Source organism: Streptomyces cylindrosporus (assembly GCF_022698165.1).
Lineage (GTDB): Bacteria > Actinomycetota > Actinomycetes > Streptomycetales > Streptomycetaceae > Streptomyces > Streptomyces cylindrosporus.
Window position 1 is genome coordinate 696794 of sequence record NZ_JALDAY010000003.1, and the last position, 13224, is coordinate 710017.

6 protein-coding genes and 1 pseudogene are annotated in these 13224 nt (G+C 71.3%); 2 read left to right on the top strand and 5 right to left on the bottom strand.

Features of this window, described 5'->3' with window-relative positions; translation table 11 throughout:
• Positions 1-72 precede the first annotated feature (72 nt).
• Complete coding sequence (locus MQP27_RS12450; protein ID WP_372511166.1) at positions 73-2190, bottom strand: IucA/IucC family protein; 2118 nt, start codon at positions 2188-2190, stop codon at positions 73-75.
• Positions 2191-2298: 108 nt separating this feature from the next.
• Positions 2299-3825 carry a diaminobutyrate--2-oxoglutarate transaminase family protein gene (locus MQP27_RS12455; RefSeq protein ID WP_242765091.1) on the bottom strand — a complete coding sequence of 509 codons (1527 nt, stop codon included), beginning with the start codon at positions 3823-3825 and terminating at the stop codon, positions 2299-2301.
• Positions 3826-4163: 338 nt separating this feature from the next.
• Here MQP27_RS12455 and MQP27_RS12460 point away from each other — a divergent pair, with 338 nt between their 5' ends.
• A complete protein-coding gene (locus MQP27_RS12460) occupies positions 4164-5393 on the top strand; it encodes a trypsin-like serine peptidase (protein WP_242764944.1) in 1230 nt (409 codons plus the stop codon).
• Positions 5394-5505: 112 nt separating this feature from the next.
• A pseudogene (locus tag MQP27_RS12465) lies at positions 5506-6654 on the top strand (trypsin-like serine peptidase).
• Between the two features lie 69 nt (positions 6655-6723).
• Here MQP27_RS12465 and hflX read toward each other — a convergent pair.
• The 3 genes from hflX to MQP27_RS12480 form a co-directional block, all read right to left on the bottom strand.
• Positions 6724-8217 (bottom strand): GTPase HflX, encoded by a 1494-nt coding sequence (gene hflX, locus MQP27_RS12470; RefSeq protein ID WP_242764946.1) that lies wholly within the window; start codon positions 8215-8217, stop codon positions 6724-6726.
• Positions 8218-8351: 134 nt separating this feature from the next.
• Entirely contained in the window at positions 8352-9893 is a 1542-nt protein-coding gene (locus tag MQP27_RS12475) for a M1 family metallopeptidase (protein WP_242764948.1), read from the bottom strand.
• 749 nt (positions 9894-10642) lie between these two features.
• Complete coding sequence (locus MQP27_RS12480) at positions 10643-12946, bottom strand: RelA/SpoT family protein (protein ID WP_242764950.1); 2304 nt, start codon at positions 12944-12946, stop codon at positions 10643-10645.
• Positions 12947-13224: the final 278 nt, after the last annotated feature.

The window sequence follows — 13224 nt, forward strand, 5'->3', positions numbered from 1 at the left end:
GACAGACAGTGGTCAGGGACAGGGCAGGTGGTGCTCAGCGATGAGGCAGACGGGCGATGGTCGGCGGGGTTGTCAGAGCTGGAGGGGGTTGGCGATGGTGACGTAGACGGACTGGGTGTCGACCGGGCCGACGAGTTCGTCGAGGCCGTTCAGCCGGGTCAGCAAGTTGGCCTTGCAGCGCAGGACGGGTGAGTCGAGCAGGTGCGCCGGTAGTGAGGTACGCAGGCGGGCGGGGCCGGAGGCGACGTCGCCGAGGAAGCGGCGGAAGGCGGCGAGCAGCAGCCGTTCGTCGGCCAGCCGTTGCGAGCCGAACGCACCGATGAGGCCGAGAACGTTGTTGATCGCGAGGTAGTACGCGAAGCGCTCGTCGGTGACCTCGTCGGAGACGAAGGTGTCGCTGTGCTCGCCGATGCCGGGCAGCCGGGCGTCGAGTTCCGTGCGGCGGGACTCGCGGAAGTAGTAGCCCTGGTTGTCGCGGTAGCGGCCGCCCATGGGCCAGCCGTCGGCGTCCAGTAGAAGCAGCGTGTTCTGCTGGTGGGCCTCCAGCGCGATACCCGCTTCGGCGTCCAGCCACAGCACGGGCCGGACGATGTGCTCCAGGTAGCGCAGGAACCACTCGGCAGCGACCGCACCACAAGGGCGGCCGGTCCGGGCGGCGAGGCGAGTGACGACTGCGGCGAGCCGCGAGCGCCCGGCTCCGGGGGTCGGCTCCGTCCGGCGGCCCGAGGCCGAGGTGCCCGCATCGGTACGGCGGTCCGAAGCCGACGAGGTGCCGGCCTGGGCCTGCGGTCGGGGCGAGACGAGTCCGGCAATGCAGGAGACATCGTCCTCGGGGCCGAAGGGGTTGTGGCGGATCATCAGGTCGACTCCGGGCACGGGTTCGCCGTCCGGTGTGTCGACGGCGAGCCAGGCAGGGTCACGGACGATGTCGAACCCCGGGTGCGCGGCCTGCCACTGCTGGGAGAGACCGGTGCGCAGCAGGCGGTGGACCTCGACGCCTCGGTGCAGTTCCTTGCGGAGGTTTTCGCGATGGGAGTTGGTGATGCGCAGGCCCAGGGACAGCTTGAGCATCGCGGGGGAGCCGGTTCGGTGGACGGTGCGTACGGAGGAGGTGGGGTGCCACGGAGAGCCGTGGGGGCCGAGGTCACGGAGCAGTCCGGCGTCGAAGAGGGGCGCGGTCTCGGTGCGCCGGCGGATGTCGCGCATCTGCCAGGGGTGAAGCGGGAGGGCCGCGTAGCCGTCGGGAAGGGCGAGCGGCCCGTCGTCCGCTTCGGCGAGCTGTGCGGTGATTCGGGGTCCGGGGACCTGACGGCCGCGCTCGGTCCAGGCGGAGTCGGTGGCGAGGAGGGAGGGGGCGACAGCCAGCCAGTGCAGGGGGAAGGAGCCTCGCAACTCGGGTGAGTACAGCTGCCCTTCGGCTTCGGAGAGTCCTTCTCGGCTCTTCGGGGTGGGGTGCAGCGGGTGGCCGAGCAGGAGTGCCTGTTCGGCGGCGAGGAAGCGGTCGGGGCCGTCGGCGGGGCGCTCGCGCCGCTCGCGGATGAAGGTGCCGGTACGGCGAAGGGAGTCGGCGACGCGGGCGACCAGGTCGGTGGCGGGTGTGAGGGGCGTGGATGGCGACGGCGTGAGAGGCGTGGACGGTGACGGCGTGAGGGGCGTGGACGGCGGCGGGGTGTCCGTCATTCCCTCGGCAGGTGTGGTCGCGCGGTCGGCCGGCTCGCCCCTGGGCAGCGTCTCCCGCGCCAGCAGTGCGGCGACGGTGACCGCGTCGGCCGGTGGGGATTGCGCGGGCGCGTTGGCGAGGTGCGGGAGGCCGAAGCGGTGCCATCCCGTCGGGGACCAGTAGTGGACAGGGACGAGCAGGGCCGTACCGCTGGAAGGGAGGGGGATGCGGAGCATGCCGTCGCTCGGGGCACCGAGGCCGGTCTCACGGACCCAGCAGCGCAACAGGTTCTCGACGGCGGCGGCCTCGGCGGCGACGTTCGGGTCTGGGTGCGTGAGGAGGTCGGGGGCGGTGCGGCGCAAATACTCGGTGCCGGAAGGGGTGTGCTGCTCGGCGCTTCGCTCCTGCACCGGCACCCTGCGCTGATCCGGGACCCTCTCCTCCGCAGATGCCCGGTCGGAACGCGGTGCGTCGGCGAGGGCTCGGTCTGCGGCGTCCACGGAGCTGTCGGATGCGGGGGTGGTGTTCACGGTGGTCCTCGGCGGTGGTTCTGGATCCTGCGGTGACGAACCTGGAGGTTCGGTCGGACGGCGGCGGTACGGGCGCCGACAGCGACCCGGCGTACGCCTTCGTGTGCGTCAGTCGTGGTGCTGAGTCACGTACTCGGCACGGTGGGAATCCCGTCGATGCCCGGGATCGGGCACGTGGGGTCGGCTTCGGCGGGGGCGTCGGTCGACGTAAGCGCGCGCCGCCGTCTCCACCGCGTCGGCCAGGCGGTCGAGCACTGCCGTCGCCTGTTCGTCGGTGATCGTCAGGGGAGGGAGGAGGCGTACGACGCTGGTGTCACGGCCCCCCAGTTCGACGATCAGGCCGCGGCGCAGGCACTCCCGTTGGACGGCGGCGGCCAGTTCGGGATCGGCCGGGTGCGGGGCACGAGCGGTGGCGGGCGGTGCGTCCGCCTCGCTCGGTTCGCCGTCTGGTGGGCCGGCGCCGACGATTCGGGCGGGCGCGGGGGCCGGGGCCGTTTCGGTGTCCACCAATTCCAACCCGAGCATCAGTCCCCGTCCCCGCACGTCGCCGATGCACGGCAACTCCCTCGCCAGCTGCCGGAGTTGGGCCAACATGCGGGAGCCGAGGGTCGCCGCCCGTTCGGCCAGGCGGTTCTCACGGACGTAGGAGAGGGTCGCCGTGCCCGCGGCCATGGCGAGTTGGTTGCCTCGGAACGTGCCCGCGTGGGCGCCGGGTTCCCAGACGTCGAGGTCGTCGCGGTAGACCACCACCGCGAGCGGGAGGCTGCCGCCGATGGCCTTGGAGAGGACCATCACGTCCGGGGTGATGCCGCTGTGCTCCACGGCCCAGAAGGCGCCGGTGCGGCCGACGCCCGTCTGGACCTCGTCGGCGATGAGGGGGATGGAACGGGCAGCCGTGATCTCCCGCATCCGCCGCATCCAGACGTCCGGCGCGGGGATCACTCCGCCCTCTCCCTGCACGGGTTCGAGGATCATCCCCGCGGGGTGCGGCACGCCCGACTTGGGATCGTCGAGGACGGACTCGGTCCAGCGGGCGGCGAGTTCGGCGCCGCGCGGGCCGCCGACGCCGAAGGGGCAGCGGTAGTCCTGCGGATAGGGCAGGCGGGCGACCCGTACGTCCGTGGCGTCGCCGGACGCGGCCAGGGCTCCGGCCGTCATGCCGTGGTAGGCGCCGGTGAAGGCCAGGAGGCCGGTGCGTCCCGTCGCGGCCCGTACCAGTTTCAACGCGGCCTCCACCGCATCGGTTCCCGCCGGTCCGCAGAACTGCACGCGCGCGTGGTCGGCGAGTCCGGACGGCAGGGTGTGGAACAGCTCGGTGATGAAGGCGTCCTTGACGGGTGTCGCCAGGTCGAGGACGTGCAGGGGAGCACCGCTGTCCAGGACCTTGCGGATCGCCTCCAGGACGACGGGGTGGTTGTGGCCGAGGGCGAGCGTTCCGGCGCCGGAGAGGCAGTCGAGGTAGCGGCGGCCGTCGGCGCCCTCGATGGTCAGTCCGCGCGCTCGCACCGGGACGATCGGCAGGGCACGCGCGTAGGTGCGCGCCGCCGACTCGCGCGCCTTCTGGCGTCGCAGGATCCCCTCGTGCGCGCCCCGCGCCACCACGGGCACCCCGCCGACGGCCGAACCGCCCGCCACCTCACCAACGGCCGGTCCCCCACCGCCGCACCCGTCGGACCCGAAGCCCCCGTCGAGCCCCTCGCCTCCCACCGCTCCCCCGGACGCACTCCCCCCACACGCAGACTCGGTCACGGCTCCCCGTCCTTCCGCCCACACAGGCACAGGGGACCGCCCACGGACAGCAGAGCCCCCACCGCTACCAACCGCGCTCCGCCGACCGGGTTACGGGTTGCTTCAAGATCCTTGCCGTGACGGAACCGTTGCCGTTCCGTCGGGAGTCCCCCACAGCGAGCGCATAGTGTGTGATGCCGTTCCAGGGAAGGCCCAGTTCGTTCACCTCAGGGGGAGTTCAGACCATGCGATCCACACGGCCGTCGTTCCACGTCCGGCGAGACAGGGGTGGGCGCCGCAGAATCTCCCCCGTACTGACCGCCGTTGCCCTCGCCTCCGTGCTCGCCCTCACCGCCACCGCCTGCGGGTCCGGCGACGACAAGGCGGACGGCCAGGCCTCCGCCTCCGCGGCCGACACAGGCAGCGGTGACGGCAAGATCAAGATTCCGGACGACATCAAGAACCGGCTCAAAGAGCACGGGATCGACATCGACAAGTGGAAGCACGGCGCCTGGAAGAACTGGGACAAGGACGACTGGCTGCGCGAGGCCGACGAGTTCATCAACCCGATCATCAAGGGCCTGTGGGACCCGGACCGGATGCGGGACGCCAACGATCCCGACAAGGGCGTCGACGACAACGACCTCTCCGGTGACCAGGGCGTGACCGACCCGGAGCCGGCACCGGTGGACGCGAAGGCCGTGGCGGCTACGTACCACGCCAACGCGGCGACGGCCGGCAAGGTGTTCTTCGACTCCCCCGAGGGCACGATGGTCTGCTCGGCGACGGTCGTGGAGGACCCCGCACATCCGGGCAAGTCCAACCTCGTGTGGACGGCCGGGCATTGTGTGCACGCCGGCAAGAACGGCGGCTGGTACCGCAACATCGCGTTCGTGCCGTCGTACAACAACTCCGGGAAGAGCGCAGGGCAGTTGCAGAACGCCTCTAGGGACGAGGTCGCTCCGTACGGTGTCTGGTGGGGTGACTGGGCGCAGACCTCCCAGCAGTGGATCGAGCAGGGCGGCGAGACGGGCGGTGACGGTGCCTCGTACGACTACGCCGTCATCCATGTGACGCCGGAGAAGGGCGGCAACGGCAAGTCACTGGAGGAGACGGTCGGTTCGGCACTGCCTGTCGATTTCAACGCGCCTGCCGTGCCGAAGGTTCCCAGCATCACCGCCACCGGCTACCCTGCCGCCAAGCCCTTCGACGGCCAGTTGCTCTACCAGTGCACGGACCGGCCGGGACGGCTGTCGATCAACGCCTCGGACCCGACGATGTACCGCATCGGCTGCACCATGACCGGCGGCTCGTCCGGCGGCGGCTGGGTCGCGGCGGGCTCGGACGGGAAGCCGGCGCTGGTGTCCAACACCTCGATCGGCCCGGTGTCCTCGGGCTGGCTGGCCGGTCCACGGCTCGGCGACGTGGCCAAGGGCGTGTACGACTCGGTGAGCAAGAAGTTCGCCGGTCAGTGACCGGCCGCTGACCACAGGCGGGGGCGGGCGCCGCGCGGAGATCTTCGGCGCCCCGTTCCTGCTCGCCCTCAACTCCCCTGGCACCGTGGGGTGTCGCGGACGAGGAGGCTCCGTGCGGACCCGCCCTCAGGACGGCAAGGACCGCGCGCCGCTCGGGCGCGCCGCACTCGCCGCCACCGCTCTCGTCACCGCCCTGGCGCTGACCGCCTGACCGCCACCGCGGGTGCGACGTCTCGGACGACAGCGCGGGCGACAAGCCAGGCGCCACCGCCTCCCGGACCACCGGCACCAGCACCAGCACCAGCACCAGCGACTTCACGCTCCCCTCGGACATCGCGAGCTGGCTCAAGGAGCACGGCATCGATGTCGACAAGTGGACGAAGGGCGGCTGGAAGGACTGGGACCGCGACAAGTGGCTCAGCGCGGCCGAGGACTTCGTCAACCCGTCATCGAGGGCCTGTGGAAGCCGGACCGGATGCAGTCCGCGAAGGAGGCCGACAAGACCGTCACCACGCAGGACGCGGCCGCCGACCTGGGCGTCAGCGATCCCGAGCCGACGCCGGTCAGGGCCACGCCCGAGAAGACCCCGTACCACGACTCCGCGGCCCCCGTCGGCAAGGTGTGCTTCGACTCCCCGAGGGCTCGATGGTCTGCTCGGGCACGGTCGTCAAGGATGTCAACCACCCGGGTAGGTCCAACCTCGTGTGGACGGCCGGTCACTGCGTGCACGCCGACCGGGGCGACGGCTGGTACCGCAACATCGCCTTCGTGCCGGCCTACAACGACCTCGGCAAGTCCGAGTCGGAGCTGAGCAGCGCAAACTCCTCGGAGGTCGCGCCCTTCGGCACCTGGTGGGCGGACTGGGTGTCCGAACCAGTGGATCCAGGGCAGCTCCGAGACGGGCGGCGCCGGCGCCCTGGACGTCGACTTCTCCGCGCCGTCCGCGACCGGGATCGCCAGGATGGGCGCCTGGGGCTACCCGGCGGCGCCGCCGTACAACGGTCTGGAGATGTTCAAGTGCATCGACCGGCCGGGGCGGCTCTCGCTCGGCGCGTCCCTGCCGACGATGTACCGCATCGGCTGCACCATGACCGGCGGCACGTCCGGCGGCGGCTGGTTTCTCGTGGTCAACGGCAGGACCGAGCTGGTCTCGAACACCTCGATCGGCCCGGTGACCCGCACCTGGCTCGCCGGCCCGCAACTGGGCGCCACGGCCGAGGAGATCTACCAGAACATGAGCAGGACGTACGGCGGCAGGTGACGGCGGCATGCCGAAGGCCCGCTCCCCGCGGCAGGCGGGGAGCGGGCCTTCGGCATGTCGTACGGCGGCTCAGGCCACCGGCGCCGGCACGTACGGCGCGAGGTCCGCCGCCAGCTCCTCGTGCACCCGCACCTTGAGCAGCGTGCCCTCCGGGGTGTGCTCCTCGGAGATCACCTCGCCCTCGTCGTGCGCACGCGCGACCAGCTTGCCGTGCGTGTACGGCACCAGCGCCTCGATCTCGACGGACGGCCGCGGCAGTTCGTTGTCGATCAGTGCGAGCAGTTCCGTGATGCCCTGGCCGGTGCGCGCCGAGACGGCGATCGAACGCTTCTCGATGCGCATCAGCCGCTGGAGCGTCAGCGGGTCCGCCGCGTCCGCCTTGTTGATCACGACGATCTCGGGTACGTCGGTGGCGCCGACGTCCCTGATCACCTCGCGTACGGCGGCCAGCTGCTCCTCCGGGTTCGGATGCGAGCCGTCCACCACGTGCAGGATCAGGTCGGACTCGCCGACCTCCTCCATGGTGGAGCGGAACGCCTCGACCAGGTGGTGCGGGAGGTGCCGCACAAAGCCGACCGTGTCGGCCAGGGTGTACAGGCGGCCGCTCGGGGTCTCGGCCCGGCGGACGGTCGGGTCCAGGGTCGCGAACAGGGCGTTCTCGACCAGGACGCCGGCGCCCGTGAGCCGGTTGAGCAGGGAGGACTTGCCCGCATTGGTGTAGCCCGCGATGGCGACGGACGGCACCTTGTGGCGCTTGCGCTCCTGGCGCTTGATCTCGCGGCCGGTCTTCATCTCCGCGATCTCCCGGCGCATCTTCGCCATCTTCTCGCGGATCCGACGCCGGTCGGTCTCGATCTTGGTCTCACCGGGACCACGGGTGGCGAGGCCGCCGCCCTTGCCGCCGCCCATCTGACGGGACAGCGACTGACCCCAGCCGCGCAGCCTCGGCAGCATGTACTGCATCTGCGCGAGCGCGACCTGCGCCTTGCCCTCCCGGGACTTGGCGTGCTGGGCGAAGATGTCGAGGATCAGGGCCGTACGGTCGATGACCTTGACCTTGACGACGTCTTCGAGGTGGATGAGCTGGCCCGGGCTGAGCTCACCGTCGCAGATCACGGTGTCGGCGCCGGTCTCCAGGACGATGTCCCGCAGTTCGTACGCCTTGCCGGAGCCGATGTAGGTGGCCGCGTCGGGCTTGTCGCGACGCTGGATCACGCCGTCGAGCACGAGCGCACCGGCGGTCTCCGCGAGGGCGGCGAGCTCCGCGAGGGAGTTCTCCGCGTCCTGCACGGTCCCCGTGGTCCAGACGCCGACGAGGACGACCCGCTCCAGGCGGAGCTGGCGGTACTCGACCTCGGTGACGTCCTCGAGCTCGGTGGAAAGGCCGGCCACGCGGCGCAGAGCCGCGCGCTCGGAGCGGTCGAACTGGTCGCCGTCCCGCTCTCCGTCGATCTCGTGGCTCCAGGCGACGTCCTCTTCCATCAGGGCATCGGCCCGAAGACCTTCGGCGTATGAGTGCGCGAAGCGCTGCGTGTCCTGGGAAGGGGATGAAGAGGAGGTCATTGGGTCCTTACGTCGATGGGGATTCCGAAACGGCGGTCATGAAGCACAACGCACGAGTACCCCGGGAGATTCCCGTGTCCCGTGCCGCGCCGACCTGAAGATGGTCGCACGGTACGGCCCGTCTCGTCACCGCCTTATTTCACGGCCTTCCTGCCCGGATCGGCCGACTTCCAGTCGGGGTGGCCGGGCATCGGCGGGGTCTTCTCGCCGTACAGCCACGCCTTGAAGAAGCCGCTCAGGTCGCGTCCGGAGATCTCCGAGGCGAGGTGCTCGAAGTCCGCGGTCGTGGCCGTGCCGTCGCGATGCATGTTCACCCACGCGCGTTCCAGGCGCTCGAAGTGCTCGCGGCCGATCTCCTGGCGCAGGGCGTAGAGGGCGAGGGCGGCGCCGTCGTAGACGTTCGGCCGGAAGATGCTGATCTTCTGGCCTGGCGCGGGGGCCTTGGGAGCGGCGGGGGGTCCCCCGGCCGCCCGCCACCGGTCGGAGGCGTCGTACGCGGCCTTCATCCGCGTCTCCATGGGGTGGCCGCCCTTCTCCTGCGCGTAGAGCTCCTCGTACCAGGTGGCGTGTCCTTCGTTGAGCCACAGGTCGGACCAGGTGCGGGGGCTGACGCTGTCGCCGAACCACTGGTGGGACAGCTCGTGCACCATGATCGACTCGACGTACCACTTGGGGTAGGCGGGCTGGGTGAACAGCTCTCTCTCGAAGAGAGAGAGCGTCTGTGTCTCGAGTTCGAATCCGGTGGAGGCCTCCGCCATGAGCAGGCCGTACGTCTCGAAGGGGTACGCGCCGACCTTGCTCTCCATCCAGGCGATCTGGTCGGGGGTCTTGGCGAGCCACGGTTCGAGCACCTTGCGGTCCTTGGTGGGCACGACGTCGCGCACGGGCAGGCCGTGGGGGCCCTCGCGGTGCAGCACGCTGGAACGGCCGATGGAGACCTGGGCGAGCTCGGTGGCCATGGGGTGCTGGGTGCGGTACGTCCATGTCGTCGACCTGCCGACCCGGTCGACGCCGGTGGGCAGACCGTTCGCGACGGCGGTGTAGCCGTTGGGCGCCTTGATCCTGATCGTGAACATCGCCTTGTCGGACGGATGGTCGTTGCACGGGAAGACCAGGTGCGCGGCATCGGCCTGGTTGGCCATAGCGAGGCCGTCCGCGGTGCGCACCCAGCCGCCGTCCTGTCCCTCGGCCGACACGGGGTCGCTGGTGTGCCGCACGGTGATCCGCGTCCAGCTGCCCTCCGGCAACGGGTCCTCGGGTGTCACCACCAGGTCCTCACCGGCACTGGTGTACGAGGCGGGCTCCCCGTCGACCTCGACCGACTCGACCTTGCCGTGCGCGAAGTCGAGGTTGATGCGGTCCAGGTCGGCCGTGGTCCAGGCGTCGATCGTGGTGACCGCCTGGAGGGGCTTGCTGTTGCTCCCGGGATAGGTGAAGGAGAGGTCGTACGACGCCACGTCGTACCCGGGGTTGCCGAGGTACGGGAAGAGGCGGTCGCCGACGCCCAGGGGGGCCGCCGGGGCGCTCGCGGCGAGGAGGCAGACGGAGACGGCGGAGGCGAGCAGCGCGGTGGCCTTGAGCCGACGGGGGCGCCCGGCGCCAGCGCCGATACGGGGAGCCGGGGCCGGGATGCGGGAGCCCGCGATGCCGGGAGTGATGCGAGGGGTGAGCAGCATGCATCACGGCTATCAGCGCACGCGCGCGTGAAGACGACGACGCGCGATCGGCCCACTCGAACGGGTAGGTCGGGCGGGGCGCGTGGGTCAGGGGGCACGCGGGCGCGTAGCGATTCGTGCGGGCGCGGGATGGTCCGGCGGGCGCGTGTTATGCCACTCGCGCGGGCGTGAAACGCGTTCAGCCGGCGGGGGGGCGTGCCGCTCGCGCGGGCGCGAAATAGGTCCAGCCGGCGTGCGGTACGCCACTCACGCGGGCGCGAAACGGGTTCAACCAGCGCGTGACACACCGCTCACGCGGGCGCGAATCGACAGCCACCGGCGTGCGCGTGCCGCTTCACTCGGGCGTGACCCCAGGTACGCCAGCGCGCGCTCGCCGCTTCGCGCGGGCGCGAGCCATACGGCACCGGCGCACTCCAAGCTGCTCACGCGGGCGCGCAATACACCCCGTCGGCGCGCCCCAGCCGTACACGCCCGGCGCGTACCGCGCGCCGCGCGCCCCGTATCACCCCCGCGCGCCTTACGACACCCCGCGCCCACAAAACGTCCCACGCCCACGCTCCTCCCCGCAGCCCGCACGCCCCTCCCCCACCTCACGCGCCCCACTTCACGACTTCACGCGCCCCACGCACTCACCCCGCCGGTTCACGCTCCACCGCGCGCACCCCGCCGTCCACGCCCCACCGCACGCACCCCACCGCACCCCGCCGTCCACGCCCCGCAGTTCACAACCGCCGTTCACAACCCACCCCTCACGCCCCAGGCGTCTGCGCCCGGCTAACGTCGTACACCCCCGGCACATTGCGCATCGCACGCATCAGGGCGGGCAGGTGGCTGGCGTCCGGGAGTTGGACCGTGTAGGTGTGGCGGACGCGTTGCTGGGTCGGGGGCTCGACCGTCGCGGAGACGATCTCGGCGCCTTCCACGGCCATGGCCTCCGTGAGGTCCGCCAGCAGGTGGGGGCGGACGAACGATTCGGCGAGCAGGGTGACCCGGCACTCGGTGGTGTCCCCCCAGCGCACGCCGACCTCCGCGCGCCCCCCGTTCTTCATACGCCCCACCGCGGCGCACTCGACCCGGTGCACGGTGACCACACCACCGCGGACGGCGAAGCCGGTCACCTCGTCGGGCGGCACGGGCGTGCAACAGCCGGCGAGGCGTACGGTCGCGCCGGGCTGGTCGACGGTGACGGCGGGGGTGGCCGGGCGCGGGGTGGTGATCGGAGTCTCCGGGCTGGGCCGGAACGGAGCGGACGGCGAGGACTCGTCGGGCGCGGGCGGGAACGCGTCCGCTGCGGGGCGCCCGGTGATCGCCTCTTCGAGCGCCTCCGGCCCCGCCGCAACCGGCTGGCCGCCGCCCGCAGGCTGCCGTTCTTGCGCGCCCAAGGTCCGCCCGCGCTCCAGCGCGCCCCCACGCACGCCCTCGCGCGCTGCCGGCTCCCGCACGCCCTCCCCGTCGCCGTCCTGCGTATCGGCGTGCGTGGGATGGGCCGTCAGCCACCGCTGGATGGCAATGCGGGCCGCGGCAGTGTGGGCGTGCTCCAGCCACTCCCTGGAGGGCTCGGAGGCGGGGTCCTGGCCCATGAGGAGCTGGACCGTGTCACCGTCCCGCAGAACCGTGCTCAGCGTCGCCAGGCGGCCGTTGACGCGGGCGCCGATGCACGCGTGCGCGTCCTCGCCGTACTGCGCGTACGCGGCGTCGACGCACGTGGCGCCCTCGGGCAGGCCGAGCGTGCCGCCGTCGGGGCGGAAGACGGTGATCTCGCGGTCCTGGGCGAGGTCCTCGCGGAGGGTGGACCAGAAGGTGTCGGGGTCGGGCGCGCCCTCCTGCCAGTCGAGCAGACGGGAGAGCCAGCCGGGCTTGGTGGGGTCGACGCGCTCGCCGTCGGCCGGGTCGTCGGCCGCGGGGGCGTACGGGTTGCCGAGGGCGATGACGCCGGCCTCGGCGACCTTGTGCATCTGGTGCGTGCGGATGAGGACTTCGGCGACCTGGCCGTCCTCGCGGGCGACCGCGGTGTGCAGCGACTGGTACAGGTTGAACTTCGGTACGGCGATGAAGTCCTTGAACTCCGAGACGACCGGCGTCATACAGGTGTGCAGTTCGCCGAGGACGCCGTAACAGTCCGCGTCCTCGTTCACCAGCACCAGCAGGCGGCCGAAGTCGGCGCCGCGTAGTTCGCCGCGCTTGCGGGCCACGCGGTGGACGGAGACGAAGTGCCGTGGCCGGATGACCACTTCGGCCTGGATGTCGGCGCCCCGCAGATGCCCGCGCACCTCGTCGGCGATCTCGGCGAGCGGGTCGTCCGCGCGGGAGGCGTTGTCGACGATCAACTCGCGCGTGTGCTCGTACTCCTCGGGGTGGAGGATCGCGAAGACCAGGTCCTCCAGCTCGGTCTTGAGCGCCTGGACGCCGAGCCGTTCGGCGAGCGGGATGAGGACGTCCCGGGTGACCTTGGCGATGCGCGCCTGCTTCTCGGGGCGCATGACGCCGAGGGTGCGCATGTTGTGCAGCCGGTCGGCGAGTTTGATCGACATCACGCGTACGTCGCTGCCGGTGGCCTTGAGCATCTTGCGGAAGGTCTCGGGCTCGGCCGCGGCGCCGTAGTCGACCTTCTCCAACTTGGTGACGCCGTCGACGAGATACCGGACCTCCTCGCCGAACTGCTCGCGCACCTGATCGAGGGTCACATCGGTGTCCTCGACGGTGTCGTGGAGCAGAGAGGCCGTCAGGGTCGTTGTCTCGGCGCCGAGTTCGGCGAGGATCAGGGTCACGGCGAGGGGATGCGTGATGTACGGCTCACCGCTCTTGCGCATCTGGCCGCGGTGCGAGGACTCGGCCAGGACGTAGGCGCGGCGCAGGGGTTCGAGGTCGGCCTGGGGATGGTGGGCGCGATGGGCGTCGACGACATGGCCGATGGCGTCGGGCAGCCGGTCGCGGGTGGCGGGGCCGAGCAGGGCGGCTCGCCCGAGACGGCGCAGGTCGATCCGGGCCCGCCAGCGCGCCGCCGGGCCTGTCACCGGACCTGGGGTCGCGGGATTAGTGGCCTCCGCACTCATGGGCACCTCCGGCTGCTGGACCGGCGGACGGGGTGCCCCAGGGCGGACACGGCTCAGGGGGCGGCAACGGTCCCCCGTCCGGGCCGGTGCTTGATGCTACCGAGCCCATCACGTGCGTCCGACCGCCTCTCGCCGAGCGTGAAACGGATCACCCATTCGAGCGAAGGTTTGTAGGTTTACGGTTTCGCGCCACGTGACATGACAGTGGCCGTGGTTTCGAACCCAGGGCCGAGACCCCGGTAGTTGACGCCTGCACCATCAAGCACACGCGCCTGCGA